This is a genomic window from Pseudomonas salicis, assembly GCF_057128705.1.
Window position 1 is genome coordinate 101,802 of record NZ_JBSKHU010000004.1, and the last position, 26,912, is coordinate 128,713.

The 26,912-nt window shown below is 60.9% G+C and carries 23 protein-coding genes; 17 read left to right on the top strand and 6 right to left on the bottom strand.

Annotated elements, in window-relative coordinates:
• The first annotated feature begins 109 nt into the window (after nucleotides 1-109).
• The 7 genes from mreC to tldD all read left to right on the top strand — a co-directional run bounded on the left by mreC (nucleotide 110) and on the right by tldD (nucleotide 10,480).
• Nucleotides 110-1,246 (top strand): rod shape-determining protein MreC, encoded by a 1,137-nt coding sequence (mreC, locus tag ACWKWE_RS15260; RefSeq protein ID WP_483851328.1) that lies wholly within the window; start codon nucleotides 110-112, stop codon nucleotides 1,244-1,246.
• Nucleotides 1,246-1,737: a rod shape-determining protein MreD gene (mreD, locus tag ACWKWE_RS15265; protein ID WP_065990112.1), complete on the top strand. Its 492-nt coding sequence runs from the start codon at nucleotides 1,246-1,248 to the stop codon at nucleotides 1,735-1,737. Before mreC ends, mreD begins: the two co-directional genes overlap by 1 nt.
• A 174-nt stretch (nucleotides 1,738-1,911) precedes the next feature.
• Nucleotides 1,912-2,523 (top strand): Maf family protein, encoded by a 612-nt coding sequence (locus ACWKWE_RS15270; RefSeq protein WP_341959789.1) that lies wholly within the window; start codon nucleotides 1,912-1,914, stop codon nucleotides 2,521-2,523.
• Nucleotides 2,520-3,977 carry a ribonuclease G gene (rng, locus tag ACWKWE_RS15275; RefSeq protein ID WP_166593718.1) on the top strand — a complete coding sequence of 486 codons (1,458 nt, stop codon included), beginning with the start codon at nucleotides 2,520-2,522 and terminating at the stop codon, nucleotides 3,975-3,977. Before ACWKWE_RS15270 ends, rng begins: the two co-directional genes overlap by 4 nt.
• 202 nt (nucleotides 3,978-4,179) lie before the next feature.
• Nucleotides 4,180-7,995 carry a YhdP family protein gene (locus tag ACWKWE_RS15280; RefSeq protein ID WP_483851021.1) on the top strand — a complete coding sequence of 1,272 codons (3,816 nt, stop codon included), beginning with the start codon at nucleotides 4,180-4,182 and terminating at the stop codon, nucleotides 7,993-7,995.
• A 191-nt stretch (nucleotides 7,996-8,186) separates the two neighbouring features.
• On the top strand, nucleotides 8,187-9,038 hold the full coding sequence (locus ACWKWE_RS15285; RefSeq protein WP_166593716.1) for a carbon-nitrogen hydrolase family protein: 852 nt from the start codon (nucleotides 8,187-8,189) through the stop codon (nucleotides 9,036-9,038).
• A gap of 2 nt (nucleotides 9,039-9,040) precedes the next feature.
• Nucleotides 9,041-10,480 carry a metalloprotease TldD gene (gene tldD / locus ACWKWE_RS15290; protein WP_166593715.1) on the top strand — a complete coding sequence of 480 codons (1,440 nt, stop codon included), beginning with the start codon at nucleotides 9,041-9,043 and terminating at the stop codon, nucleotides 10,478-10,480.
• Between the two features lie 135 nt (nucleotides 10,481-10,615).
• Here the strand turns inward: tldD and yjgA are convergent, their stop codons facing one another.
• A complete protein-coding gene (yjgA, locus tag ACWKWE_RS15295; protein WP_166593714.1) occupies nucleotides 10,616-11,137 on the bottom strand; it encodes a ribosome biogenesis factor YjgA in 522 nt (173 codons plus the stop codon).
• A 93-nt stretch (nucleotides 11,138-11,230) separates the two neighbouring features.
• Here yjgA and pmbA point away from each other — a divergent pair, with 93 nt between their 5' ends.
• The 6 genes from pmbA to ACWKWE_RS15325 all read left to right on the top strand — a co-directional run bounded on the left by pmbA (nucleotide 11,231) and on the right by ACWKWE_RS15325 (nucleotide 16,758).
• Nucleotides 11,231-12,577, top strand: coding sequence for a metalloprotease PmbA (gene pmbA / locus ACWKWE_RS15300; protein ID WP_166593713.1), 1,347 nt, complete (start codon nucleotides 11,231-11,233; stop codon nucleotides 12,575-12,577).
• Between the two features lie 389 nt (nucleotides 12,578-12,966).
• Nucleotides 12,967-13,362, top strand: a complete 396-nt coding sequence (locus ACWKWE_RS15305) for a FagA protein (protein ID WP_166593712.1) — start codon at nucleotides 12,967-12,969, stop codon at nucleotides 13,360-13,362.
• On the top strand, nucleotides 13,355-14,731 hold the full coding sequence (locus tag ACWKWE_RS15310; RefSeq protein ID WP_483851022.1) for a class II fumarate hydratase: 1,377 nt from the start codon (nucleotides 13,355-13,357) through the stop codon (nucleotides 14,729-14,731). The genes ACWKWE_RS15305 and ACWKWE_RS15310 overlap by 8 nt, the downstream gene beginning before the upstream one ends.
• Nucleotides 14,732-14,769: 38 nt before the next feature.
• The gene (locus tag ACWKWE_RS15315; RefSeq protein WP_166593710.1) at nucleotides 14,770-15,231 is read left to right on the top strand and encodes a DUF2753 family protein; all 462 of its coding nucleotides are present in this window, start codon (nucleotides 14,770-14,772) and stop codon (nucleotides 15,229-15,231) included.
• Between the two features lies 1 nt (nucleotide 15,232).
• On the top strand, nucleotides 15,233-15,844 hold the full coding sequence (locus ACWKWE_RS15320; protein WP_483851023.1) for a superoxide dismutase: 612 nt from the start codon (nucleotides 15,233-15,235) through the stop codon (nucleotides 15,842-15,844).
• 26 nt (nucleotides 15,845-15,870) lie between these two features.
• Nucleotides 15,871-16,758, top strand: coding sequence for a ZIP family metal transporter (locus tag ACWKWE_RS15325; protein ID WP_166593708.1), 888 nt, complete (start codon nucleotides 15,871-15,873; stop codon nucleotides 16,756-16,758).
• Nucleotides 16,759-16,894: 136 nt separating this feature from the next.
• On the opposite strand, the gene ACWKWE_RS15330 is transcribed toward ACWKWE_RS15325, so the two are convergent.
• A complete protein-coding gene (locus ACWKWE_RS15330; protein WP_483851024.1) occupies nucleotides 16,895-17,323 on the bottom strand; it encodes a DUF1810 domain-containing protein in 429 nt (142 codons plus the stop codon).
• A gap of 157 nt (nucleotides 17,324-17,480) precedes the next feature.
• Here ACWKWE_RS15330 and ACWKWE_RS15335 point away from each other — a divergent pair, with 157 nt between their 5' ends.
• Entirely contained in the window at nucleotides 17,481-17,819 is a 339-nt protein-coding gene (locus tag ACWKWE_RS15335; RefSeq protein ID WP_199884985.1) for a zinc ribbon domain-containing protein YjdM, read from the top strand.
• Nucleotides 17,820-17,967: 148 nt separating this feature from the next.
• On the opposite strand, the gene ACWKWE_RS15340 is transcribed toward ACWKWE_RS15335, so the two are convergent.
• The 4 genes from ACWKWE_RS15340 to ACWKWE_RS15355 are packed head-to-tail and all read right to left on the bottom strand — an operon-like array spanning nucleotide 17,968 to nucleotide 24,327.
• The gene (locus tag ACWKWE_RS15340) at nucleotides 17,968-19,332 is read right to left on the bottom strand and encodes a heavy metal sensor histidine kinase (RefSeq protein ID WP_483851025.1); all 1,365 of its coding nucleotides are present in this window, start codon (nucleotides 19,330-19,332) and stop codon (nucleotides 17,968-17,970) included.
• Complete coding sequence (locus ACWKWE_RS15345; RefSeq protein ID WP_166593705.1) at nucleotides 19,322-19,999, bottom strand: heavy metal response regulator transcription factor; 678 nt, start codon at nucleotides 19,997-19,999, stop codon at nucleotides 19,322-19,324. The genes ACWKWE_RS15340 and ACWKWE_RS15345 overlap by 11 nt, the downstream gene beginning before the upstream one ends.
• 24 nt (nucleotides 20,000-20,023) lie before the next feature.
• Nucleotides 20,024-23,158, bottom strand: a complete 3,135-nt coding sequence (locus ACWKWE_RS15350) for a multidrug efflux RND transporter permease subunit (RefSeq protein WP_166593704.1) — start codon at nucleotides 23,156-23,158, stop codon at nucleotides 20,024-20,026.
• Complete coding sequence (locus tag ACWKWE_RS15355) at nucleotides 23,155-24,327, bottom strand: efflux RND transporter periplasmic adaptor subunit (RefSeq protein ID WP_166593703.1); 1,173 nt, start codon at nucleotides 24,325-24,327, stop codon at nucleotides 23,155-23,157. Before ACWKWE_RS15355 ends, ACWKWE_RS15350 begins: the two co-directional genes overlap by 4 nt.
• Before the next feature lie 365 nt (nucleotides 24,328-24,692).
• On the opposite strand from ACWKWE_RS15355, the gene ACWKWE_RS15360 reads away from it, so the two are divergent.
• From ACWKWE_RS15360 to ACWKWE_RS15370, 3 genes are all read left to right on the top strand, one after another.
• A complete protein-coding gene (locus ACWKWE_RS15360; RefSeq protein WP_166593702.1) occupies nucleotides 24,693-24,923 on the top strand; it encodes a hypothetical protein in 231 nt (76 codons plus the stop codon).
• A gap of 334 nt (nucleotides 24,924-25,257) precedes the next feature.
• Complete coding sequence (locus ACWKWE_RS15365; protein WP_166593701.1) at nucleotides 25,258-25,842, top strand: fimbrial protein; 585 nt, start codon at nucleotides 25,258-25,260, stop codon at nucleotides 25,840-25,842.
• Between the two features lie 61 nt (nucleotides 25,843-25,903).
• Nucleotides 25,904-26,659, top strand: a complete 756-nt coding sequence (locus ACWKWE_RS15370) for a fimbrial biogenesis chaperone (protein WP_166593700.1) — start codon at nucleotides 25,904-25,906, stop codon at nucleotides 26,657-26,659.
• Nucleotides 26,660-26,912 lie beyond the last annotated feature (253 nt).

Below are 26,912 nucleotides of genomic sequence, written 5' to 3' on the forward strand. Positions count from 1 at the left end.
CCGTCAATCCGCACCAGGCCGGTTTCATGTCGCATGAATAAGCACAGCCAAACACAAGCATCCCTGGAAGGAGCGGCCCATTAAACCGCTTTTCTCAAAGGGCCCGTCGCTGGGCGTTCGTCTGTTGGTGCTGGTCGTCCTCTCCGTGGCCGTCATGGTTGTGGACGCGCGTTTCACCCTGCTCAAACCTGTTCGCAGCCAGATGTCGCTGGTGCTGATGCAGTCCTACTGGATCGCCGACCTGCCTGAACGTTTGTATCAAGGCGTTGCCAGCCAGTTTGGCAGCCGCACCGAACTCGCTGCCGAAAACGAAAAACTCAAGACTGAAAACCTGCTGCTCCAGGGGCGTCTGCAGAAGCTGGCCGCACTGACCGAGCAGAACGTTCGGCTGCGCGAGTTGCTGAACTCGTCCGCGTTGGTCAACGAAAAAGTCGAGGTCGCCGAGCTGATCGGCATGGACCCTAACCCCTTCACCCATCGCATCATCATCAACAAGGGTGAGCGCGACGGCGTGGTGCTGGGTCAACCGGTGCTCGATGCCCGTGGCCTGATGGGGCAGGTGGTCGAGTTGATGCCGTACACCTCCCGCGTGTTGCTGCTGACCGACACCACCCACAGTATTCCGGTGCAAGTGAACCGCAACGGCCTGCGAGCGATTGCCAGCGGCACCGGCAACCCGGAGCGCCTTGAGCTGCGGCACGTGGCGGACACCGCCGACATCAAGGAAGGCGACCTGCTGGTGAGTTCCGGTCTGGGTCAGCGCTTCCCGGCGGGTTACCCGGTGGCGACGGTCAAGGAAGTGATTCACGACTCCGGCCAGCCATTCGCGATCGTTCGCGCCGTGCCGACCGCCGCGCTGAACCGCAGCCGTTACCTGTTGCTGGTGTTCTCCGATGGCCGTTCGCCGGAAGAGCGCGCCGCCGACGCTGCGCAACAGCAGGAATCACTGGACCGTCAGGCCGCTGATCCGTCTGCCGTGCCGTCTGCCACCGTGCCAGGCGTTGCGCCGGCCGCGACCCCGAACAAACCCGTTGTCCCAGCGACCGTGCCGAAATCCGCTGCGACGGGCCACAGCACGTCGTCAGCCCCGGCCGCGGCGCCTGCAACGACGCCCGCTGCGACGCCAGCCGCCACCCCGGCCAAGCCCGCGAGCAAACCACCGGCCAAGCCGCCCGCCAAGCCCGCTGCGACCAGACCGGCCACGCCAGCGCCTGCCCCTGCGGCGACGCATGAGAGGGAAGATTAATGGCGCGTCATGCCCCTGCACGAAACGGCTGGGTGGTCTGGTTGACCTTCGCCATCGGCCTGCTGCTCAGCGTTTCGCCGCTGCCGCAATTCATGGAAATCTTTCGCCCCCTGTGGCTTGCGTTGCTGCTGGCGTTCTGGGCCCTGGCCTTGCCGCACAAGATCGGCATGGTTACCGCGTGGATGCTCGGCCTGGCTGAAGACGTACTCTACGGGACGTTGCTGGGGCAAAACGCGTTGATCCTGACGCTGATCACCTTCCTCGTCCTGTCGTTGCAACAACGCTTGCGAATGTTCCCGATGTGGCAGCAATGCCTGGTGATTCTGGTGATCTTCGGCCTCGCGCAGTTGGTGCAACTGTGGCTCAGCGCTCTGACCGGCAACCGCCAGCCGACCCTGGCGTTGGTGTTGCCTGCGCTGGTCAGCGCGTTGCTCTGGCCGTGGGTGAGCTACGGCTTGCGCGGGTTGCGGTTGCGTTTGAAGATCAATTGAAATAGCAGGCTGCGGGCAGGACCCTGTGGGAGCGAATTCATTCGCGATGCGATTTGTCCGGCGACACATGTCTATCGGCTGTACCGGCGTTTCGTCGGAATGCCGCCCAGAATGAATCCGCTCCCACAGGAGTGGCGCTGGCTAAGCTGAAGATCACTGACACGGAGACGTCCCATGCCCCAACTTCTTCTCGCCTCCGGCTCCCCGCGCCGTCGTGAATTGCTGACGCAGATCGGTGTGCCGTTCACCACGCTCAGCGCCGACATCGACGAAACCCCGCTCCCCAACGAAACCCCGACGGCTTATGTCGAGCGCTTGGCCCGTGGCAAGGCTGATGCCGGTTTGCTGCAACTGGCCAATGACCCCGCCTACCCCACCGCCTGCGTTCTCGGCGCTGACACGGCGGTGGTTCTTGACGGTCGTATTCTCGGCAAACCTGCTGACGAAGCCGAATCTCTGGCCATGCTCGCTGCGCTGTCCAATCGCGAACACGAGGTCTTGACCGCCATTGCGGTGGTCGATGAGCAGCACTGTGAAACCCGCGTCGTCAGCAGTCGCGTACGTTTTCGTCCGATTTCCCCCGAAGAGGCCCGTGCCTACTGGGCCAGTGGTGAACCACGGGACAAAGCCGGTAGTTACGGCATTCAAGGGCTGGGCGCCGTGTTCGTGGAAAACCTCAGTGGCAGTTATTCCGCGGTCGTCGGCCTGCCCTTGTGCGAAACCGCAGAAATCCTCCAGCGTTTTGGCATACCCTGCTGGCAATGCCTGGAAGGTGAAAAACCATGAGTGAAGAGATTCTGATCAACATCACGCCGATGGAGTCGCGCGTGGCCGTCGTTGAGAACGGGGTTTTGCAGGAAGTCCATGTCGAGCGCACCCAGCGTCGCGGGATCGTCGGCAACATTTACAAAGGCAAAGTTGTGCGTGTGCTGCCGGGAATGCAGGCGGCGTTCATCGACATTGGCCTGGACCGCGCGGCGTTCATTCACGCCTCGGAAATCTCCATGCGCGAAGGCCCGGCGGTGGAAACCATCAGTTCGCTGGTGCACGAAGGCCAGAGCCTGGTGGTGCAGGTCACCAAAGACCCGATCGGCAGCAAAGGCGCACGCCTGACCACTCAGCTGTCGATTCCCTCCCGCTATCTGGTGTACATGCCGCGCACGGCCCACGTCGGGATTTCCCTGAAGATCGAAGACGAAGTCGAGCGCGAGCGGCTCAAACAGGTCGTCAGCGATTGCGTGGCCAAGGAAGGGATCAAGGAGAAGGGCGGTTTCATCCTGCGCACGGCAGCCGAGGGCGCCGGGGCCGATGAGATCATGATGGACATCCGCTATCTGCGCCGCCTCTGGGACCAGATTGGCGAGCAGATCAAGACCATCGGCCCGGCCAGCGTCATTTACGAAGATTTGGGTCTGGCCCTGCGCACGTTGCGCGATCTGGTCAGCCCGCGAATTGAAAAAATCCGCATCGACTCCCGGGAAACCTTCCAGAAGACCACGCAGTTCGTGGCCGAGCTGATGCCGGAAATTGCCGATCGTCTCGAACACTACCCCGGCGAGCGGCCGATTTTCGACCTGTATGGCGTCGAAGACGAAATCCAGAAAGCGCTGGAGCGCAAGGTGCCTCTGAAGTCCGGTGGCTATCTGGTGATCGACCCAGCCGAAGCGATGACCACCATCGACGTCAATACGGGCGCGTTCGTTGGCCATCGCAATCTCGAAGAGACGATTTTCAAGACCAACCTGGAAGCGGCCACGGCCATTGCCCGGCAACTGCGCCTGCGCAATATCGGCGGGATCATCATCATCGATTTCATCGACATGGAAGACGGTGAACATCAGCGTCAGGTGTTGCGCACGCTGGAGAAGCAGCTGGAGCGGGATCACGCGAAAACCAACATCATCGGTATCACCGAGCTGGGCCTGGTGCAGATGACCCGCAAGCGTACCCGCGAGAGTCTGGAGCAGGTGTTGTGCGAGCCGTGCAGCAGCTGTCAGGGGCGCGGCAAGCTGAAAACCCCAGAAACCATCTGCTACGAGATTTTCCGCGAAATCTTGCGCGAAGCGCGGGCCTATCAGGCGTTGGGGTATCGGGTGCTGGCGAACCAGAAAGTGGTGGATCGGCTGCTTGACGAGGAGTCTGGCAACGTCGCTGAGCTGGAAGTGTTCATTGGCCGGACCATTCGTTTTCAGGTCGAAACCATGTATTCCCAGGAACAATATGACGTTGTGCTGCTCTGATTGGGCTCAAAACACCGCTTGAACCGCCGCGCCTTGCGCCGCGCGGTCGTTGACCAGACAACCGAGCCTATTGACGGGCGGATGGCAAGGATGCCTTTCAAAGAGAATTTTGCGTGGCGAATGAGCACTTCCCGGACCTACCCGTAACCGTACGACTGAGCCGGATGCCTTTGAAGGGCGCGCTGCCTGGAGGCTCGGCGACATGGAGCGTCTGACACGTTTCCTCGCGACCCTGACGCGTTGGGGCCTGAGCGTGTGCGCCCTGGTTTTGGTGTTGATCGCGCTGTACGTCAGCCTCGGCCGCCAACTGGTGCCGATGGTCGCCGAGTACCGTGCAGATGTTGAGGTCAAGGCGCAGGCGGCGGTGGGTATGCCCGTCAGCATTGGACGTCTCGAAGGCAGTTGGAGCGGCTTTGCGCCGATTTTCACAGCGCGGGACGTCATGGTAGGCCAGGGTTCTGCCTCGGTGCGTCTGGACCATGTGCGTGCGGTGCCGGACCTGTGGGCCAGCCTCAAGGCGCGGCAGGTGCGTATTGCGCGGCTTGAACTCGATGGGCTGCAAGTGGGGCTCAAAGAAGACAAGGACGGGCACTGGGCCCTCCAGGGCTTACCGATGCAGGATGACAAGCCGTTCGACCCTGAACAGGTGCTGACGCAAATGCAGATGATCTCGACCCTGTCGCTGTTCGACAGTCAGATCACCTTGCAGCCCTATGAGCAAGCTCCGCTGACCCTGACTTACGCCAGCATGACCCTCAAGACCGGGCGCTTCCATCAGCGTCTTGATGCCAAGGTGACGCTGCCGGATGGCCAGCCGCTGTCGCTGAACGTACGCTCTAAAATTCGCGCCAGCGCGTGGCGGGACGCAGAGGCCGAGGCTTACCTGAGCCTGCCTCAGAGCGAGTGGTCCAAGTGGCTGCCCAAGAGCGTGACCCAAGGATGGAAGATCAAGACCCTCAAGGCCGGTGGCGAGTTCTGGTTGACGTGGGGCAAGGGCACGCTGCAATCCGCCGTGGTCCGACTCAATGCGCCACAGTTCAAAGGGGCGTATGCCGCCCGCAAGGCCACGAAGATCGACAACCTGGCCCTCAACGCATGGCTTCAGCGCGATGACGCTGGTTTCAATGTGTCGGTGAGTTCCCTGGCCATGGACCTTGGCGGCAAACGCTGGGAAAGCCGACTCCAGCTCAAGCAGACGGCGGCGACGTCCGACGCACAAGAGCTATGGAACGTACAGGCTGATCGTCTGGATCTGACGCCGGTGACGCCGCTGCTCGACTCGCTCGCACCGTTGCCTGACAAGCTGATGGTGGTGCTCGATCACCTGAACGTCACCGGCGGCCTGCGCAACGTGCTGGTCGATTATCGTCCGCAGGCCGAGGGCGCCAAGCGTCTGAGCTTTGCTGCCAATCTGGACAAGGTCGGTTTCGACGCCTATCACGGCGCGCCTGCGGCCGGAAATGTCAGCGGCGCCATCAGTGGCGACTTGGGGCAGGGCGAACTGCGCCTGAACACCGACGATTTCATGCTGCACCTGGACCCGATCTTCAAGAACGAATGGAATTATCACCACGCCGATGCACGCCTGACCTGGGCGTTGGACGATCAGGGGTTCACGCTGATCGCCCCGTACATCAAGGTGGTCGGTGACGAGGGCAAGATCGCCAGCGATTTCCTGATTCGCCTGCATTTCGATCAGGCTCAGGAAGACTACATGGACCTGCGCGTCGGGCTGGTGGATGCCGACGGTCGCTACACGTCCAAATACCTGCCTGCGGTGCTCAGCCCGTCGCTTGATCATTGGCTGCGCACGGCCATTCTCAGCGGCAACGTCGAACAGAGCTTCTTCCAGTATCAGGGCTCGCTGAATCACGACGCGCAGGACGTGGCGCGGGTCATCAGCCTGTTCTTCAAGGTACGGAACGCCAATCTTGCGTTCCAGCCCGGCTGGCCGCAGCTGACCGGTGTCGATGGCAACGTCTTCGTTGAAAACAGCGGCGTGCGCATTCGGGCGACCAAGGGGCAACTGCTCGGCACTCAGGTGAGCAACGTGGCGGTGGACGTGCCTCACGTGCCGTCGGGACAATCGAGTCATTTGCTGGTGGACGGTGACTTCAACGGCAGTCTGCAAGACGGCATGAAGATTCTGCAGGAAGCGCCCATAGGCACTGCCCAGACCTTCAACGGCTGGCAAGCGGAAGGGCCGCTGCAAGGGCATATCAATCTGGATATCCCGCTGGTCAAGGGCCAGGAGCCCAAGGTCGCTGTGGATTTCAACACCGACAGTGCCCGTTTGCGGTTGCCTGACCCGGTGCTTGATCTGACCCAGCTCAAGGGCAATTTCCGTTTCGATTACGCCAAGGGCCTGAGCGGCAAGAACATCAAGGCCATGGCGTTCGACAAGCCCGTCAATGCCGAAATCTTCGCCGAAGGCAAGCCGGGGGCGCCGCTGACGCGCATCACGGCCAGCAGCCAGATCGCGACCAAACGCCTGACGGACTGGCTGAACGTCACTCAACCGCTGCCAGTGTCCGGGGATCTGCCGTACCAGTTGCAACTGACGCTGAATGGCGCCGACAGCCCGCTGTTGATCAATTCCAACCTCAAGGGCGTGGCCATTGACTTGCCTGCGCCGTTCGGCAAAACCGCCGATGAGACCCGCGACACCGATTTCCGCATGAACCTGCAAGGGGCCGAACGGCGCATCGGCGTGGGCTATGGCAACCTGGCCAATTTTGCCTTCGCGGCCCCCGGCGGCAAGTTCGAGGACGGCCGTGGTGAGCTGTTCATTGGCGAGGGCGGGGCGATCATTCCGGACAGCAAGGGCCTGCGTGTACGCGGCTCGCTGCCCGAACTGGACATCGCGCCGTGGCAGGCGATGGTTCAGCGCTATGCGGGTAACGATCCGGGGGGCAGCGCCAAACAGTTGGTCAACAGCGTTGATCTGCAGATTGGCAAGCTGACCGCCATGGGCACGACGCTGGATCAAGCCAACGTGCAGCTCAAGCGCAACGACGCCAGTTGGGGCCTGTCGCTGGACAGCGCGAAGATCAAGGGCACGGCGACGCTACCAGACGACAAGACAACACCCGCTGACATCAACCTGCTGTACGTCCGTTTGCCTGCGCCGGACCCGAACGCCGCCGTGGTGGAAAACGCGCCTGACCCGTTGGCGGACGTCGATCCGCACAATATTCCTGCGATGAACATCAAGATCACCCAGCTGTTTCAGGGGGATCAACTGGTGGGGGCCTGGACATTGAAGGCTCGGCCCACGCCTGCAGGCCTTCAACTGAATGACATGGACCTGGGTCTTAAGGGCATTTCGCTGGTGGGCAACGGCGGCTGGGAAGGCACGCCGGGTTCGACGAGCAGTTGGTTCAAAGGCCAGGTGGCGGGGAAAAACCTCGCCGATGTGCTGAAGGCATGGGGTTTTGCGCCGACGGTGACCAGTCAGGAATTCGAGATGAATGCCGATGGCCGTTGGCCGGGTTCGCCTGCGTGGGTAGGGCTCAAGCGGTATTCCGGCAGCCTCGACGCCACGCTCAAAAATGGCCAGTTCGTTGAAGTGGAGGGTGGGGCGCAGGCGTTGCGGGTGTTCGGCCTGCTCAACTTCAACTCCATCGGTCGTCGTCTGCGCCTGGATTTCTCGGACTTGCTGAACAAAGGGCTGAGTTACGACCGTGTCAAAGGCTTGCTGGTGGCCAGCGACGGCGTGTACGTGACCCGCGACCCGATCACCATGATTGGCCCGTCGAGCAATCTGGAGCTTAACGGCACGCTGGACATGGTGCGTGACCGGGTCGATGCCAAACTGCTCGTGACCCTGCCGGTGACCAACAACCTGCCGATTGCCGCGCTGATCGTTGGCGCCCCTGCGATTGGCGGCGCGTTGTTCCTGGTCGACAAGCTGCTGGGTGACCGCGTCGCGCGTTTCGCGAGTGTGCAATACAAGGTCGAAGGTCCGTGGAAAGAGCCTAAAATCACTTTCGACAAGCCGTTTGAAAAGCCGCAGTAGGCAGAAGCTATTGGCGTCCATCATGAATTGGGCTGATACATGGGCTGTAGGAGTGAGCTTGCTCGCGATAGCGTCGCATCAGTCGACGTAATCGTCACAGAGACATCGGATCGCGAGCAAGCTCACTCCTACAGGGAACACCGTGCTTCGCGTTGGAGTACAGTGCAGTTCTACCGATCAAGGAGCGTTTCATGTCCTTCGCAGTGATTCAGATGGTCAGTCAGAGCGATGTCGCGGGCAATCTCGTTCAAGCGCGCAAGCTGCTGGAACAGGCCGCTGCCTCGGGCGCCAGGCTGGCGGTGTTGCCGGAAAACTTCGCCGCCATGGGCCGTCGTGACATCGCTGCCATTGGCCGCGCCGAAGCCTTTGGCGAGGGTCCGATCCTGCCGTGGTTGAAACTCGCCGCTCGCGACCTCAAGTTATGGATTGTCGCCGGGACATTGCCGCTGCCGCCGAAAGACCGGCCAGAGGGCAAGGTCACGGCGTGTTCGCTGTTGGTCGACGATCAGGGCGAACAGGTGGCGCGCTACGACAAGCTGCACCTGTTCGACGTGGACGTAGCGGATGCGCGCGGGCGTTATCGCGAATCCGACGACTATGCTCATGGCAACAACGTCGTGGTCGCTGATACACCCGTTGGAAAGCTGGGGCTGACGGTCTGTTACGACCTGCGCTTCCCCGAGCTGTACACCGCGTTGCGAGACGCGGGCGCCGAATTGATTACCGCGCCGTCGGCCTTTACCGCCGTGACCGGCGCGGCGCACTGGGAAATCCTGCTGCGCGCGCGTGCCATCGAAACCCAGTGCTACGTGCTGGCGGCCGCGCAGGGCGGGGTGCATCCGGGGCCAAGGGAAACATTTGGACACGCGGCGATCATAGATCCATGGGGCCGCGTGCTGGCTGAGCAGGCACAGGGTGAAGCCGTGCTACTGGCCGAACGAGACAGTGAAGAACAAGCGTCCATACGGACGCGAATGCCGGTGACGAATCATCGGCGATTTTTTTCGCAGGACGCTTTGCGGCCTGCCAACACCCCGGAGTGAATATGAGCGACTTGTCCTCTGTCAGCGAACACCTTCTGGCCCCCGGCGGCCTGAGCATCGACAGCCTGCAATCGGTGCTGGGTGAGCTGGCCGGTCCCGGAATCGACGCCGCTGACCTGTATTTCCAGGGCCAGATTTCCGAGTCCTGGGCGCTGGAAGACGGCATCGTCAAGGAAGGCAGCTTCAACCTCGACCAAGGCGTCGGCGTGCGTGCGCAGTCCGGTGAAAAGACCGGCTTCGCTTACAGCAATGCGATCACCCCTGAAGCATTGAGCCAGGCTGCCCGCGCCGCTCGCTCGATTTCTCGCGCCGGTCAGAATGGCCGCGTGCAAGCCTTCACCACCCAGGACGTCGCCCAGCTCTACGCGCCTGATAACCCCCTGGAAGTCCTGACCCGCGCCGAAAAGGTCGAGTTGCTCAAGCGCATCGACGTGGCCACCCGTGCGCTGGACCCGCGCATTCAGCAAGTCACCGTGAGCATGGCCGGGGTCTGGGAGCGCATTCTGGTGGCGTCGACCGATGGCGGTCTGGCCGCGGACGTGCGCCCTCTGGTGCGTTTCAACGTCAGCGTGATCGTCGAACAGAACGGTCGCCGCGAGCGCGGCGGCCATGGCGGTGGCGGGCGTACCGACTACCGCTATTTCCTTCAGGAAGACCGCGCCATGGGCTACGCCCGCGAGGCGTTGCGTCAGGCGCTGGTCAACCTGGAAGCGATTCCTGCGCCAGCGGGTACGCTGCCAGTCGTACTGGGTTCCGGCTGGTCCGGCGTGCTGCTGCACGAAGCAGTGGGCCACGGTCTGGAAGGCGACTTCAACCGTAAGGGCAGTTCGGCCTACAGCGGTCGCATGGGCGAAATGGTCGCTTCCAAACTCTGCACCATTGTCGATGACGGGACCCTCGCAGGGCGTCGCGGCTCGCTGAGCGTGGACGACGAAGGCACCCAGACCGAATGCACCACGCTGATCGAGAATGGCGTGCTCAAGGGCTACATGCAGGACAAGCTCAACGCACGGCTGATGGGCGTTGCCCGTACCGGTAACGGTCGTCGCGAGTCCTACGCGCACCTGCCGATGCCGCGCATGACCAACACCTACATGCTCGGCGGCCAGAGCGATCCGGCAGAAATCATCGCTTCGGTGAAGAAGGGCATCTACTGCGCCAACCTCGGCGGCGGTCAGGTCGATATCACCAGCGGCAAGTTCGTGTTCTCTACCAGCGAAGCCTATTTGATCGAAGACGGCAAAATCACTGCCCCAGTCAAAGGCGCGACGCTGATCGGTAACGGTCCGGAGTGCATGAGCCGGGTGTCGATGGTCGGCAACGACCTGTCGCTGGACAGTGGCGTGGGCACGTGCGGCAAGGATGGGCAATCGGTGCCCGTGGGCGTCGGTCAGCCAACGCTGAAGATCGATGCGATCACTGTGGGTGGCACAGGGTCGTAAGCGGGGAATGAAGCACTGTAGGAGTGAGCTTGCTCGCGATTGCGGAATGTCAGACGCTTAATTTGAAATTGACACACCGTAATCGCGAGCAAGCTCAATCCTACAGGAGCAGCGTGTAGCAGGTGAGCAGCGGATTTAACGCAATCCGCGCTTGGTTTCGTCCAGTTCGCGGATGTATTTGAAGATTTTGCGGGTCGCGGTCGGGGCCTTGTTTTGCTTGGCCTCGTGCTGAGCCTGACGGATCAGCGAACGCAGTTGCTGACGGTCGGCTTCCGGGTACTCATTGACGAACTGTTCGAGCACGTCGTCAGTGCCGCCCACCAACCGGTCGCGCCAGCGTTCCAGATTGTGAAAGCGCTCGTTGTACTGGCGCGTGGAGGCGTCGAGCTGATCGAGCAGGACCAGGATTTCGTCCAGGTTCTGGTCGCGCATCAGCCGGCCAATGAACGAGATGTGGCGCTTACGCGCAATGTGCGCGGTGTGCTTGGGCGCATCGGCCAGTGCCCGACGCAATTCGTCGGTCAGCGGCAGCTTGGCCAGCACATCGGGCTTGAATGTCGTCAAGCGTTCGCCCAGGTCTACCAGAGCGTGAAGCTCTTTCTTGATCTGGGTTTTGCTTTTCTCTCCGTCGAAGGAGTCGTCGTAAGAATCAACCATGGGGGCAGTCCGCAAATAAACGCCGCCATGATAACCAGTCAGGGACCAAATGTCCGGCCTGGCTGCCGAAATCGGAATTTGATGGAGTAAGTCATGAGTGCATCAGAAAGCGTCGGCCCACAGGCCCTCCCGGCACTGCAACAGCAGGTCGAGCAGATCGTGGCCGAAGCCAAACGCCAAGGCGCGACCGCGTGCGAAGTGGCAGTGTCTGTGGATCAGGGGCTGTCGACGTCGGTTCGCCAGCGCGAAGTCGAAACCGTCGAGTTCAACCGCGATCAGGGCTTCGGCATCACCCTGTATGTCGGCCACCGCAAAGGCTCGGCCAGCACCTCGGCCAGCGGCCCGGACGCCATTCGCGAAACCGTCGCGGCGGCACTCGCCATCGCCAAACACACCTCGGAAGACGAAAGCTCGGGCCTCGCCGATGCCGCGCTGATGGCCCGGGAGCAGCCGGATTTCGACCTGTTCCACCCGTGGGCGATCACCCCGGAAGAGGCGATCGAGCGCGCGTTGATCTGCGAAGCGGCGGCGTTCGATGCCAACAGCCTGATCAAAAACGCCGATGGCACGACCTTGAACGTGCATCAGGGCTGCCGCGTCTATGGCAACAGTCACGGCTTCATTGGCGGCTACGCATCCACCCGCCATAGCCTCAGTTGCGTGATGATCGCCGAAAAAGACGGCCAGATGCAGCGCGATTATTGGTACGACGTCAATCGTCAGGGCGAGCTGCTGATGGACGCAAAACTCATTGGCCAGAAAGCCGCCGAACGCGCCGCGAGCCGTTTGGGCGCGCGTCCGGTGCCGACCTGCGAGGTGCCAGTGCTGTTTTCGGCGGAACTGGCGGGCGGTCTGTTCGGCAGCTTCTTGGGGGCGATTTCCGGCGGCAACTTGTACCGCAAATCGTCGTTCCTTGAAGGCGCTATTGGCCAGCGCCTGTTCCCGGAGTGGATGACCATCGACGAGCGTCCACACTTGATGCGCGCCATGGGCAGCTCGGCCTTCGACGGCGATGGCCTGGCGACCTACGCCAAGCCGTTCGTCGAGAACGGTGACTTGGTGTCCTACATCCTCAGCACGTATTCGGGCCGCAAACTGGGTCTGCCAAGCACCGCCAACGCGGGCGGCGTGCACAACCTGTTCGTTTCCCACGGCACTGAAGACCAGGCCGCACTGATCCGTCGCATGGGACGCGGCCTGTTGGTCACCGAACTGATGGGCAGCGGCCTGAACATGGTCACCGGCGATTATTCGCGCGGCGCGGCGGGTTTCTGGGTCGAGAACGGCGAGATTCAGTTCCCGGTTCAGGAAGTGACCATTGCCGGCAACATGCGTGACATGTTCAAGCAGATCGTCGCCGTGGGCAGCGATCTTGAGATGCGCAGCAACATCCGCACGGGGTCGGTGTTGATCGAGAAGATGATGGTGGCGGGGAGCTGATTTCCCCAGCGTTGAGCGATTACCAAGGCCTGCCACGCGCAGGCCTTTTTTTGGCCCGGCATTTTTGAAATCCCTCCATCCCTGTAGGAGTGAGCTTGCTCGCGATTCGGTGTGCCAATCGCTGCATGCGTGGCTGATACGCCGCTATCGCGAGCAAGCTCACTCCTACAGGGTTTGAAACCCGCAGTCTTTTGTAGGAGCGCGCTTGCCCGCGAACGCATTCTGCTCGTGCCTCATAACGTGACTGACACACCACTATCGCGGGCAAGCGCGCTCCTACAGGGCGGCGTACTCGAATTTCATGACTGGCCCCCCCTCCAATGTCGGGGTTGTTTTGATTCTTAAACTCATTTAATAATGAATCTCATTCGTTAAATGGGTCTGAGGTCATGGCGACTGTTCTGCACGAGTCCCCTTATCTGGAAAACTGGCGTGCGCTGAGTCTGCGGATTCGCTGCGCCTTGCATCCCGACGAGCCGCGGGCCATTGAGCATTACCTCGCCGAGGGCCGCTACCTCGCGCGTTTCACGGCCACCCCACACGTACTGATCGCCGAAAGCACGTTTCGACTGTTGATCGACACCGCTCGCGACACCGTCCTGCCCTGGCATTGGCGCTGCCTGTGCCTTGATCAGGCCTGGCGTCCGTTGCGGGATTTGCAGGCCCTTGCGCATTCCTCCTCACAACGCCAACGCTGGCAGGCCTTCGCCCATCAACTGGCGACCTGCGTGTTGCAACCCTCGATTTCTCTCGCTGAACTGATGCAAGGAACTCTTGATGAGTAATACCCGTATTGAACGCGACAGCATGGGCGAGTTGCAGGTCCCGTCCGAGGCCCTGTATGGCGCGCAGACCCAGCGTGCGGTGAACAACTTCCCGATCAGCCAGTTGCGCATGCCTCACCAGTTCGTTCGTGCGCTGCTGCTGGCCAAGGCCGCTGCCGCTCAGGCCAACCTTGAGCTCAAGCAAATCAGCGAAGGTCAGAGCAAGGCCATCGTCACCGCCTGCAAAGAGCTGCTGGCAGGCGACTTCATGGCGCACTTTCCGGTGGACGTGTTCCAGACAGGCTCCGGCACCAGCACCAACATGAACGCCAACGAAGTCATTGCCACCCTCGCCAGCCGCGTACTCGGCGAACCGGTGAACGCCAACGACCACGTCAACTGTGGTCAGAGCAGCAACGACATCATTCCGACCACCATCCACGTCAGCGCCGCGTTGGCGATCCACGAACAGCTGCTGCCTGCATTGGCGCATCTGGTGCAGGTCACCGAACAGAAAGCGCTGCAGGTTCACCCGTTCGTCAAAACCGGCCGCACCCACCTGATGGACGCCATGCCCGTGCGCATGAGCCAGGTGCTGAACGGCTGGTCGCAGCAGATCAAAGCCAACGTCGAGCACATCGAAAACCTGCTGCCGAGCCTGCAAGCGCTGGCCCAGGGCGGCACAGCCGTGGGGACCGGGATCAACGCGCACCCGGAGTTCGCCTCGCGTTTTGCCACGCAACTGAGCCAGTTGAGCCACGTGGGCTTTGTGCCGGGTAAGGACCTGTTCGCCCTGATCGGCTCTCAGGACACCGCCGTGGCTGTTTCCGGTCAGCTCAAGGCCACCGCCGTGTCGCTGATGAAGATCGCCAATGACCTGCGTTGGATGAACTCAGGCCCCTTGGCAGGCCTGGGCGAGATCGAGCTGGAAGGCCTGCAACCGGGCTCCTCGATCATGCCGGGCAAGGTCAACCCGGTGATTCCGGAAGCCACCGCGATGGTCGCCGCGCAAGTGATCGGCAACGACGCCGCCATCACCGTCGCCGGCCAGTCGGGCAACTTCGAGCTCAACGTGATGCTGCCGATCATTGCCCACAACCTGCTCGAAAGCATTGAGCTGCTGGCCAATTCCAGCCGTCTGCTGGCCGACAAGGCCATCGCCACCTTCAAGGTCAACGAGGCCAAGCTCAAGGAAGCCCTGTCGCGCAACCCGATTCTGGTGACCGCGCTGAACCCGATCATCGGCTACCAAAAGGCGGCCGAAATCGCCAAAACCGCCTACAAGGAAGGCCGTCCGATCATTGACGTGGCGCTTGAGCACACCGATCTGGATCGCTCGCGGCTGGAAACCCTGCTGAACCCGGAAAAACTCACTGCAGGCGGCATCTGACCTGCGAACACCCACGTCAGCGATCGAGGAGACGCGCCATGGAGCATTGGAAAAGCACCATTCTGAAAGGCAATAGCTGCTTCAACCGTGGCGATCTGGTCGACGCCCGCGAACTCTATCTGCAAGCCCTGGCCTTGGCGCAAGTGCTGCTGGAGCGCTGGAAAGACCCTGACGAGGCGGTTGCCGCGTTCGTGATTTCCCATCACAACCTGGCCGATCTGCACCTGAGCCTGAATCAGCCGGAAGAAAGCGCCGAATACCTGTGCTCGGCCCATCAACGCCTGCTGCACGTGATCCAGAACCCGCGCCTGACGCCTGCATTGCGCCAGGCCGCGTTCCGACACAGCAACAAGACCTACAGCGAACTGTTGGGCTTCATCAGCGAACACGGTGAATACCCACGCACCCACCGACTGCTCAACAGCAGCGGCGAACACTCACGCTCGGCGCTACAGCGCAACGCCGCTGCCGCCGGCACTTTGTCCTTTGGAGTCCATTGATATGCCGTATACCTTGCCTGCCTTGCCATACGCCTACGATGCCCTTGAGCCACACATCGATGCGCAGACCATGGAAATCCACTACACCAAGCACCATCAGACCTACATCAACAACCTCAACGCCGCCGTCGAAGGCACCGAATACGCTGAATGGCCGATTGAGAAACTGGTCGCCAGAGTTGGCCAACTGCCGGAAAAACTGCGCCCGGCGGTGATTAATCAGGGCGGCGGTCACGCCAACCATTCGCTGTTCTGGGAGGTCATGAGCCCTAAAGGCGGCGGTCTGCCAAGTGGCGCGCTGGCCAAAGCCATCGATGAGCAACTGGGCGGCATCGACGCCTTCAAAGAGGCGTTCACCAAAGCCGCACTGACCCGATTCGGCAGCGGCTGGGCGTGGCTGAGCGTCACGCCGGAGAAGAAGCTGGTCGTTGAAAGCAGCGGCAACCAGGACAGCCCACTGATGAATGGCAACACGCCGATCCTCGGTCTGGACGTCTGGGAGCACGCCTATTACCTGCGTTACCAGAACCGTCGCCCGGAATACATCGCTGCGTTCTACAACGTCGTGAACTGGGACGAAGTGGCCAAGCGGTACGCCCAGGCTCTGGCCTAACTCCCATAACGAGAAGTAGACGATCTATGCCTTCTGATTTACTCACCCTCAGCAGCGGCCGGTTGTTTCGTCTGGCCATCGGTTCGGTGTTGCTGCTGGTCGGCACAGGGTTGCTCATCGCCCAGGGACTGAGCTGGCTGAGCCTTGAACCCCGTATGTTGAGGGCGTTGGAAGGTGGAGCGTTGTGCGCACTGGGGACCGCGCTCGGTGCAGTGCCTGTGTTGGTGATCCGTGGGATGCCGGTGGCGGTGTCCGACGGATTGCTCGGTTTCGGCGCGGGCATCATGCTCGCGGCGACCGCTTTTTCGTTGATTGTACCGGGCCTGAGCGCGGCGCAAGGTCTTGGGTTTTCGCCGTGGGGCGCGGGCGCCTTGGTCAGCGGCGGAATTCTGGCCGGAGCGGTCGGGCTTTTCATCGTCGACACGCTGGTCTCTCGCGGCCCGCAACTGTCGGAGGTCGCGGACAAACCGGCCATCCCGTCAAACATCTGGCTGTTCGTCATTGCGATCATCGCCCACAACATCCCGGAAGGTATGGCGGTGGGCGTGTCGGCGGGCGGCGGACTGGCCCATGCGGACAGCCTGGCAATGGGCATCGCCTTGCAGGACGTCCCGGAAGGGTTGGTCATCGCGCTGGTCCTGGCGGCAGCGGGCATGTCGCGGCTGAATGCCTTTCTGATCGGCGCGGCGTCGGGGTTGGTCGAGCCGGTGTTCGCCGTGCTCTGCGCGTGGCTGGTGGAAATCGCCGCGTTGCTCCTGCCCATCGGTCTGGCCTTGGCAGCCGGGGCGATGCTGCTGGTGGTGACCCACGAAATCATCCCCGAGTCCCGTCGCAACGGGCACGACAAGATCGCCAGCCTCGGGCTGCTGGTCGGCTTTTGCCTGATGATGGTGATGGACACGGCGTTAGCGTAGCGACAACTGAACATCGCGCGGCCCCCTGTGGGAGCGAATTCATTCGCGAATAGCTGTCAGGCGGTGGAGATGCTGGGGTCTGCAATGCCGCCTCGCGAATGAATTCGCTCCCACAGGGGAATGTGATTGCCGTGTTTCAATCTGAGTTGATTCGCGACACCGTCGCCGTATCCGCTTTACCCCCAAAAAACGCCTCGATCACCTCCTGAAACACCCCGTGCTCAGGCGCCACGCTGGCGAACAGCGACATGCTCGAACGCAACTTCAGGTCATCCGGCGAACCCATGATCTCCGTGGCGCTGCGGTGCTTCCACTGCAACACCGCGCGGCTGCAGCTTTCCAACCGGGGACCCAGGCAAGGGTGATGGAGATATGCCAGCGCTTCTTCGCGTCCTGAAATGCCGTAGCGCTGGGCCATCTCGCTGTGACCCAACCCTTTCAACTGGGGAAAGATGAACCACATCCAGTGACTGCGCTTGCGCCCGTTGCGCAGCTCCGACAGAGCGCGCTCGAAAAGGGGTTCCTGTGCATCGAGAAAACGTTGCAGATCGTATTCGTCGTTCATGTCGAAGCCTCTCGCATCAGATCCGCCGCCGTTGGCAGCGCATACCCTGTATGACTGCCGTGAGACGCAAGGTTCCGGGCCATTAAAACCCCACTGTCCGCAGGTGAATAAAAACCCTTATAATCCTGCGCCTATTTTTCCTGATGCGAGAACCGTCGTGAGCTTACCGCCGTGCCCCAAATGCAATTCCGAATACACCTACGAAGACGGCACCCAGCTCGTCTGCCCGGAATGCGCCCACGAGTGGTCCGCCGATGGCGCGGCTGAGGCGAGCGATGACGTGAAGATCATCAAAGACGCCGTCGGCAACACGCTGCAGGACGGCGACACCGTCACGGTGATCAAGGACCTGAAAGTCAAAGGCTCGTCGCTGGTGGTCAAGGTCGGCACCAAGGTCAAGAACATCCGTCTGGTGGACGGCGATCACGACATCGACTGCAAGATCGACGGCATCGGCGCGATGAAGCTGAAGTCGGAGTTCGTCAAGAAAGGCTGACCTCTCGGCCGACTTCTACCCCCCCTGTGGGAGCGAATTCATTCGCGAAAAAATGGTTCAGGCGATACGGATGTGTCGGTTGCTCCACCGTATCGCGAATGAATTCGCTCCCACAGAGATGCATCTCAGGCCGTGACGCGCCCGGTCCTCAGCACGGCAAATTCATCCCGAACGTATTCTCCCCCCGCTCACTGCGTGCGAACACCGTGCCGCCATGCATCAACGCAATGGCTTTGACGATGGCCAGTCCTAACCCATGATTCGCGCCGCTGTTGCTGCGTGAGGCATCGACTCGATAAAAACGCTCGAACAGTTTCGGCAAATGCTCGCCCGATATCTGCGCGCCAGGGTTGGTCACGCCGATGCTGACGTGATCGCCTTCATCCAGAATGTCCACGTGGATGACGTGCCCCGGTGAGGTGTGTTGCACGGCGTTGTGCAGCAGGTTGATCATTGCGCGGCGCAGATGGGCTTTTTCGATGGGCGCGCTGGCGTCACCACGGACCTGAACCTGCACCTGGGCGTCTTCAAGGATGAAGTCCAGGTAATCCAGCGTCGTCGCCACTTCTTCCGCCAGCGACGCTTCGGTCAGTTCGGTGGCCCTGCTGCCCTGATCGGCACTGGCGAGGAACAGCATGTCGTTGATGATCGAACGCAGCCGCTCCAGTTCTTCGAGGTTGGATTGCAGCACTTCGAAGTAATGCTCGGCGGATCGCCCACGGGTCAGCGCCACTTGGGTCTGGCCAATCAGGTTGGTCAGCGGTGAACGCAGTTCATGGGCCACGTCAGCATTGAAGGATTCCAGTCGCGAATACGCCTGCTCGACCCGTTCCAGCGTCGAGTTGAACGAGGCCACGAATTGGTCCAACTCTGGGGGAAGTGATGAGAGTTGCAGACGACCAGACAGCCGGGGCGGCGCGAGTTTTCGGGCTTCCAGCGATAGATTGAGCAAAGGTTTCAGGCCAATGCGTGCCACCCAATAACCCAGCGCCGAAGCCAGGACGATGCCGATAGCGGCAAGGCTGATCAAGGCGATCAGCAGCGAATGCTGAGTCTGCCAAAACGTCTCGGTGTCGATGGCGGTCAAAAAGCGCAGGGGAGGGCGCTGGTCTTTGGCAGGAAATTCGCTCACGAGGACTTTGAATGGGTAGTTGTGGCCGCCCAGGTTCAGGTCGCGCATGCCCAACGGCCCTTTGGCGAAGGCGCGAATCTCGGCGTCGGGGTTGCCGAATTCGTAGGTGGGGTTGTCGCTCACCACCCAGAAACGCAGGCGTTTGTCTTCTTCGCTGAGGAGTTTGAGTTTGGCGTTGATCTTCACCCAGTGCTCAGGCGTGCCGTAGCGCTGAACCGCCGATTCCAGAACGCTGTAGCGCGCATCCACCTCGGCTTCCGGCAATAGGCCCAGGCCTTTGTCCACTTGCAGGTACAACGCCCAGCCGATGAGCAGAAACACCAACAGCGCCACCAGCGCGAACATGCCGCTCAGGCGCAGGGCGATGGAGTTACTCGCCACGACGGCTCTCCAAGACATAACCCATGCCACGAATGGTGTGCAGCAGTTTCTGTTCGAACGGCCCGTCGAGCTTGGCGCGCAGCCGTTTGATCGCGACTTCGACAACGTTGGCGTCGCTGTCGAAATTGATGTCCCAGACCATCTCGGCAATTGAGGTCTTGGAGAGGATTTGCCCCTGGCGGCGAGCCAGCACGCTCAGCAGCGAGAATTCCTTGGCGGTCAGGTCCAGCCGTGAGCCGGAACGTGTGGCCTTGCGGCTGATCAAGTCGATCCACAGGTCGGCGATGCTGATCTGCACCGGCTCATGGCCGCCACTGCGACGGGTCAGGGCCTGCAGGCGCGCTACCAGTTCCAGAAAGGAAAAGGGTTTGCCCAGATAGTCATCAGCGCCTTCGCGCAGGCCACGAATACGGTCATCGACGTTTTCCCTGGCCGTGAGCATGATCACCGGCGTCTGCTTGCGCGCCCGCAACGCCCGCAGCACGCCATAGCCGTCCAGCCCCGGCAACATGACGTCGAGAATGATGACCGCGTAATCGCTCTCCAGCGCCAGATGCAGACCCTCGATGCCCTCCCGGGCAACGTCGGTGGTATAGCCCTGTTCGGTCAGGCCCCGATGCAGGTAGTCGGCGGTTTTTTCTTCGTCTTCGATAATCAGGACACGCATGGTCCACTCTCACTTCTTGTGTGCTTACTTTTCAGTAGCGAGTAGGGCCGCAGTTTTCTTGTTCGTTACGGGTGCAGTCGGTGTCACGGTCGGATGCCTGCGATGAAAGATTCGTTCCAGTTGCAGGTAAATCACTGGCGTGGTGAACAGCGTCAGCGCCTGGCTCACCAGCAAACCGCCGACAACCGCGATGCCCAACGGCTGACGCAGTTCTGCACCCACACCATAGCCGAGCATCAGCGGCAGGGCACCGAGCAACGCCGCCAACGTGGTCATGATGATGGGCCGGAAACGCGTCACGCAGGCTTCATAGATTGCGTCTTCAGGCGACAGGCCACGATGACGTTGCCCCTCCAGCGCGAAGTCCACCAGCAAAATGCCGTTTTTCTTGACGATGCCGATCAGCAGGACGATGCCGATCAAGCCCATGATCGAGAAGTCTTGACCCATCAGCCACAGCAGCAACAGCGCGCCAATCCCCGCCGAAGGCAGGGTGGAAATGATCGTCAACGGGTGGACGAAGCTCTCGTACAGCACACCAAGAATGATGTACACCGCGACCAGCGCCGCCAGAATCAGCCACGGCTGGTTGGCCAGAGAACTCTGGAACGCCTGAGCCGCGCCCTGGAAATTGCCGATGATCGAAGACGGCATGCCGATCTCGTTTTTAGCCTGGTCGAGCAACTGCACGGCATCACCCAAGGCGACGCCCGCCGACAGGTTGAACGACAGGTTCGCCGCCGGGAACATGCCGTCGTGGCTGATCGACAGCGGGCCCATCTTCGGCGCACCCACCTTGGCCAGCGCCGACAGTGGCACCATCTCGTTGGTCAGCGGCGAGCGCAGGTAGAAGTAATTCAGGCTTTCAGCCTTGCCGCGCTGCGACGGGTCGAGTTCGAGAATGACTTTGTACTGGTTGATATCGGTCTGGTATTCGTTGATCTGTCGCTGACCGAACGCGTCGTACAGCGCCTGGTCGACGTCCGCCGTGGTCAGCCCGAAGCGCGCGGCGGCGCTGCGGTCGATGTCCAGATGGGTGACGCTGCCGCCCAATTGCAAGTCGTTGGACAGGTCGCGGAAGGCCGGGATCGTTTTCAGTTTTTCAGTGAGCTTTTGCGTCCACTCGTTCAGCAGCGCGCCATTGTTGCTCTTGAGGACGTATTGGTACTGCGCACGGCTCGGACCTGAGCTGAGGTTGATGTCCTGGCCTGCGCGCAGGTAAAGCACGATCCCCGGAATCTTCGCCAGTTTCGGTCGGATGCGGTCGATGAACTCACTGGCGGACACGTCGCGGTCTTCACGGTCTTTCAACGCGATCCAGACCCGACCGTTGGCGATGGTCTGGTTGCTGCCGCTCACCCCGACCGAGTGCGAGAAGGCTTTGACCGCCGGGTCTGCGCCGATGATTTTCGCCAGCTGTTTATGTTTCTCCACCATGTCCGGGTAAGAAATGTCCGCTGCCGCCTCACTGGTACCGAGCACCATGCCGGTGTCCTGTACCGGAAAGAAGCCCTTGGGAATCAGCACATAGCCAGCGACGGCCAAGCCCAGGGTCAGGCCGAAGATGCTCAGCATCAGGCGCTGGTGGGCGAGGGCATAACGTACGCCACGCGCATAATGCGCCAGCAGGCGCTCGCCGAAACCGGGGTTGGCGTGGGCGTCGTGTTTCGGGGCGCGCATGAACAACGCGGCCAGTGTCGGCGCCAGCGTCAGCGAGACCATCACCGAAATCAGAATGGTCGACGTCGCTGTCAGTGCGAACTCCTTGAACAGCCGCCCGACCACACCGCCCATGAACAGCAGCGGGATGAACGCCGCAATCAGCGAAAAGCTGATCGACACCACGGTAAAGCCAATCTCGCCCGCGCCTTTGATCGCCGCCTCGCGCATGCTTTCGCCCGCTTCGAGGTGTCGGTGAATGTTTTCCACTACCACGATGGCGTCGTCCACCACAAACCCCACGGCCACCACTATCGCCACCAGCGTCAGGTTGTTGAGGCTGAAGCCAAGGACGTACATCAGGGCAAAACTGGCCACCAGCGACACGCCGAGCACAGCGGTGACGATCAACGTCGCCGAGAGTTGGCGCAGGAACAGCGCCATCACCGCGATCACCAACACGATGGCGATCAACAGGGTCATTTCCACTTCGTGCAGCGAGGCGCGGATGGTCTTGGTGCGGTCGCTGAGGACCGTTACATCCACCGACGCCGGGAGCATTTCCTGCAAGCGCGGCAACTCGCCCAACACCCGGTCTACGGTCTCGACGATGTTGGCGCCGGGCTGGCGGAAGACCACGATGTTCACGCCTTGCTGATCCCCGGACCACGCGTTGACGTAAGCGTTTTCCGAACCGTCGATGACTTTTGCCACGTCTCGCAGGTGAACTGGGGCGCCGTCCTTGTAGGAAACGATCAGTTGGTCGTAATCCTTGGCCCGAAACAGCTGGTCGTTGGACGCAAGGGTCGACACGTTGTCCTTGCCGTACAGCGCGCCTTTCGCCAGGTTCAGGCTGGTCTGTTGCAGCGCACCGCGCAGGTCGGCCAGGGTCAGGCCGATGGAAGCGAGCTTGTCGGACGACGCCTGAACGCGAATCGCGGGGCGACGCTGACCGGTGATCGCGACTTGGCCTACGCCGTTGATCTGACTCAACTGACGGGCGAGAAGGGATTCGGTGACGTCGCTCAGCTCAGTGGCAGGCATCAGATTCGAACTGACGCTCAGGATCAGCACCGGGCTGTCCGCCGGGTTGACCTTACGCCAGGTCGGGGCGGTGGGCAGGTCCTTGGGCAACCGGCCTGACGCGGTGTTGATCGCGGCTTGTACTTCCTGCGCGGCGGTGTCGATGCTCTTGTTCAGCACGAATTGCAGGGTCAGGTTGGTCGAGCCCAAGGCGCTGCTCGACGTCATTTGCGTCATGCCCGGAATGGCGCTGAACTGCACTTCGAGAGGCGTGGCGACTGACGACGCCATGGTTTCCGGACTGGCGCCGGGCAGCGTGGCCGACACTTGAATCGTCGGGAATTCAGCCTCCGGCAACGGCGCCACGGGCAAGCGAGGGAAGGCGATGCAGCCGAGCAGGACCAGCGCGAACGTCAGCAATACCGTGGCAATCGGGTGATTCACGCACCAGGCGGAGATCGAACCGTGGCCCTTCATTTCGCGGCTCCCGACGCACCTGTGGCGGCATCGGCGAGGGTGTCTATCGGTTGCGCTTTGACGATTTCAATGTGCGAACCGTTCTTTAGCCGTGACTGGCCGTCGCTGATCAGCACGTCACCGGCGCTCACCCCGCTGATCAAGGTCAGGTCGCTGTCTTGATACAGCACTTTGACCGGGATCACTTCGACGGTATCGCCCTTGACCCGGTAGACATAATGCTGGTCGATGCCGCGCTGTACCACTTGTGGCGGGACTTTCAACGCGTCGCGATCAATCGCGGTCTGAATGCGCACAGTGACCAACTGGCCGGGCCACAGTTTTTCGGCCCTATTGTCGAAGACAGCCTTGGCGCGAATGGTGCCTGTCGTGGCAGCGACCTGGTTGTCAATCAACGTCAGCTTGCCCTCACCGAGCAATGTGCCGGTCGCGCCTTCCCCCATGTAGGCGTTGACCTTGGCCGGGTCGGCGGACGCCAGCAAGTCGTGCAGGGTCGGGAGCATTTGTTGGGGCAATGAGAACTCCACCGACACCGGATCGATCTGGGTCACCGAGAACAGACCGACGGCGTCACTGACGCGCAGGAAATTGCCTTCATCGACGTTGCGAATGCCGACGCGGCCGGTCACCGGGGAGCGAATCTGCGTGTAAGACAGTTGAACCTGCGAGGCGTTGATCGAGGCCTGATTCCCCTGAACCGTCGCTTTCAGCTGGTTGACCAACGCCTGCTGCTGATCGAATTGCTGCTTGGAAATGCTGTTATCAACGGTGAGCAGCTTGTAGCGCTTGAGGTCTACTTCAGCGACGTCCAGCTGCGCCTGGCCTTGGGCCAACTGCGCCTTGGCCTGTTCGAGGGCCGCACGGATGGAGCGGTCGTCGATGGTCGCCAGCAAGTCGCCGGTCTTGACCTGTTGCCCTTCCTTCACGGCCAGCCGGGTCAGTATCCCGTCCACCTGAGTGCGAATCACCACGCTCTGCAGCGAGAGTACCGACCCGATGCCAGTGACGTAGCGCGGGACATCCTGCTTGACCACATTAATGACTTGAACAGGCACTGCGGCGGGCGCACTGACTTTTTTCTCTGTGGGACGCTTGACCACCCAGACGCCAGCCGCAATCACGACAGCAAGAACAGCAACGGCTAGCACAGATTTTTTGTTTTTGGGCATACAGATATAACGCCAGCGAAAAGGTGAGGGGCGGACAATTGACAGCTTCCTTATAAACCTTCGACCCGGTCAGCAAAATGACTGCTACCTGTCAATATTGTCAGCTGAATAAGGGCGGAGCATGAAGTGGCGTCAAGAAAGAGCGCAACCTGGCGATACCATGGAGAGGGATGCGAAAATTCCTACAAACAAGTGCCCTAACGTTGGTCGATTGTCTCTGACTCGACTTAACTGTGATAGGTGGGACATCACTTCGGAGTGTGGCGATGAAAGGTAAAAAGACAGTTTCGACGTTTTTTTCAATCGCATTGATCGGGGTTTCTTTGCTGACAGGGTCGGCAGCCTCGGCACAAGGAAGTGCCCTCATGTTTCACGGACAACTCGTTAACGCAGGATGTGACGCCAAAGTGTTCACCGTTTCGGGCCAACTGCATGGCCTGAAGTCCTTGAAAGTGAACGCCAGCCTGACATTGGGCCTGGCCGACCACGATGATGCCTGCGAAGGCTCTGCAGTGCCCGTGTCTCTGGCGTATGCCGAACGCACCTCGGTGTTGGTCGGCGCACACAGCGGCATCGTGACCCTGACCTACCAATAGCGCCCCGACCTCGCTCCGCGTCGAGCGCAAACGACCGTCCCAGTCAATCCGGCTCGGGGCGGTTTTTTATGTCTGTCCGTTGCCAATGACGACATTTCCTTACAACCCTCCTGCAAAGATCGGCCCACCCTTTTTTAGCGCGACTTCGCTACAGGCCACGCCGTCCGGGGGCTGTACGTTCTATCTGTCATGTCCTACAGAAATGTCTGGCACGCTGCACTGTCATTTCTGCAAGTTCGAGGTAGATAACCTGACATCCGGCTTTGAGCGACGCCCTTATAGTTCTCGTCGTCCTCTTGGGCACACACGAATTGACACAAGGAACGTCGTTAACATGAAAAAGATCTCTCTTTCTCTGGCTATCGTGGCCGCAATGGGCTTGGGCGCTGTGGGCAGTGCAAACGCAGCGAACAATGGCAAGCTGGTGTTCAGCGGCACCCTCACCGACATCACCTGTGACGTCGGTGCTGGCACGGGCGCAAGCCCTGGCTCCAATCCGGGCGAAATCAATGTCGATATGGGCAACGTCTCGTTCTCCGAAATCGGCCGGTTCGCCGACAACAAACTGGAAACCGCGTCGCCGATTCAATTGCTGGTCAATTGCACCGGCGGCGCCGCGCAATACAACACCGTGGACATGCGCTTCGTCGCTCGGCAAGGCAGCGGCCTGGATAACCTCGATCAGAAACTGCTGCGCGCCACCGGTGCGGCCGACGGTGTGGGCATCGGTCTGCTGAATTCGTCCTATCAACTGATGGACCTGAGCGGCAACGAAACCATTGATGCACCGCTGGTGCAGGATGGTGCGGGCGGCGCTACTGCCGAACTCAACTTCGGTGCGGTGTACGTGCTGAACGGTGCGGCCACCAACCCTGGTAATGCGGACGGCTTCCTGCCTTTCGTGATGGATTATCAGTGATGCAACAGGCGGGGCGAGCTTTGCTGGCCCCGCCACCCTCCGATTGAGAGACCGCTCCCTCATGTTTTCTTATTTTTTGAGGCGTCCCACAGTGTGGCTGTGCGCGGCGTTCACCATGACGCTGGCGATTCAGGCACAGGCTGGCATCGTGTTGAACACCACGCGTGTCATCTATCCGGCGACAGACAAAGAAGTCAGCTTGCAGGTCCACAACACCGGCACGTCTGAAATTCTCGCGCAGTCATGGCTTGAGGCTGACAACGAGAGTCCGGCAGCCAGCCACCCTTTGTTCGCGATCACACCCGCCCTGGCGAGAATGGCTGGCAATGCCAAGCAACTGATCCGGATCATCTATGCCGGGGAAGGCCTGCCGACCGATCGGGAATCGGTGCTGTGGCTCAACGTTCAGGAGATTCCACAGACTGCGCGCGAAAACGAATTGCAGATCGCGATCCGCCAGAGAATCAAGCTGTTCTACCGCCCTCAGGGGCTGACCGAAGACCCGCTGCAGGCTGCGCAGACCCTGCAATGGCAGGTGCGCGATGGGCAACTCGAAGTCGTCAATCCCGGGCCTTATCACGTCTCGATGATCAAGCTTTCGGCAAGTCATCGAGGGCAAATCGTGTTTCAGGAGGACAGCCGAATGTTGGCGCCCAAGGCCCGTCTGCAGTTCCCGTTGAAAGGGATGAACCGACAGGGTCCGCTGGATCTGGCGTTTATCAGCATCAACGATTTCGGCGGTCAGGAGCCTTACCGCGCACAGGTGACGGCTGACCGGGCCGTCCAGGCGAACAGGGCCGACTCACGCCCCGACTAGCCACCGCCACGCCAGTCGGGATTTTCGTTACCCCACTTTTTAGCCGGAAACGCATCCGGCTTCAGCGTCGCACGCCTGTGAGAAAGGATTCCACAGGTGCATCGACACTCAGAGTACGAGTGAAATCAGCTAATGGAACGGCGAGACAACAACACCCAGAAACGTAGTTCGAAACCTATCCTGTCAGACAAACGAAGGCCTGTCCGCACACCGAGTTTCCCTGGGCAGCGTCAACCGCTGAGCACCGGCATCG

Coding starts and splice junctions, on each gene's coding strand:
- mreD (WP_065990112.1), top strand. CDS start 1,246: ATGGCGCGTCATGCCCCTGCACGAAACGGCTGGGTGGTCTGGTTGACC.
- ACWKWE_RS15270 (WP_341959789.1), top strand. CDS start 1,912: ATGCCCCAACTTCTTCTCGCCTCCGGCTCCCCGCGCCGTCGTGAATTG.
- rng (WP_166593718.1), top strand. CDS start 2,520: ATGAGTGAAGAGATTCTGATCAACATCACGCCGATGGAGTCGCGCGTG.
- ACWKWE_RS15280 (WP_483851021.1), top strand. CDS start 4,180: ATGGAGCGTCTGACACGTTTCCTCGCGACCCTGACGCGTTGGGGCCTG.
- ACWKWE_RS15285 (WP_166593716.1), top strand. CDS start 8,187: ATGTCCTTCGCAGTGATTCAGATGGTCAGTCAGAGCGATGTCGCGGGC.
- tldD (WP_166593715.1), top strand. CDS start 9,041: ATGAGCGACTTGTCCTCTGTCAGCGAACACCTTCTGGCCCCCGGCGGC.
- yjgA (WP_166593714.1), bottom strand. CDS start 11,137: ATGGTTGATTCTTACGACGACTCCTTCGACGGAGAGAAAAGCAAAACC.
- pmbA (WP_166593713.1), top strand. CDS start 11,231: ATGAGTGCATCAGAAAGCGTCGGCCCACAGGCCCTCCCGGCACTGCAA.
- ACWKWE_RS15305 (WP_166593712.1), top strand. CDS start 12,967: ATGGCGACTGTTCTGCACGAGTCCCCTTATCTGGAAAACTGGCGTGCG.
- ACWKWE_RS15310 (WP_483851022.1), top strand. CDS start 13,355: ATGAGTAATACCCGTATTGAACGCGACAGCATGGGCGAGTTGCAGGTC.
- ACWKWE_RS15315 (WP_166593710.1), top strand. CDS start 14,770: ATGGAGCATTGGAAAAGCACCATTCTGAAAGGCAATAGCTGCTTCAAC.
- ACWKWE_RS15320 (WP_483851023.1), top strand. CDS start 15,233: ATGCCGTATACCTTGCCTGCCTTGCCATACGCCTACGATGCCCTTGAG.
- ACWKWE_RS15325 (WP_166593708.1), top strand. CDS start 15,871: ATGCCTTCTGATTTACTCACCCTCAGCAGCGGCCGGTTGTTTCGTCTG.
- ACWKWE_RS15330 (WP_483851024.1), bottom strand. CDS start 17,323: ATGAACGACGAATACGATCTGCAACGTTTTCTCGATGCACAGGAACCC.
- ACWKWE_RS15345 (WP_166593705.1), bottom strand. CDS start 19,999: ATGCGTGTCCTGATTATCGAAGACGAAGAAAAAACCGCCGACTACCTG.
- ACWKWE_RS15350 (WP_166593704.1), bottom strand. CDS start 23,158: ATGAAGGGCCACGGTTCGATCTCCGCCTGGTGCGTGAATCACCCGATT.
- ACWKWE_RS15355 (WP_166593703.1), bottom strand. CDS start 24,327: ATGCCCAAAAACAAAAAATCTGTGCTAGCCGTTGCTGTTCTTGCTGTC.
- ACWKWE_RS15360 (WP_166593702.1), top strand. CDS start 24,693: ATGTTTCACGGACAACTCGTTAACGCAGGATGTGACGCCAAAGTGTTC.
- ACWKWE_RS15365 (WP_166593701.1), top strand. CDS start 25,258: ATGAAAAAGATCTCTCTTTCTCTGGCTATCGTGGCCGCAATGGGCTTG.
- ACWKWE_RS15370 (WP_166593700.1), top strand. CDS start 25,904: ATGTTTTCTTATTTTTTGAGGCGTCCCACAGTGTGGCTGTGCGCGGCG.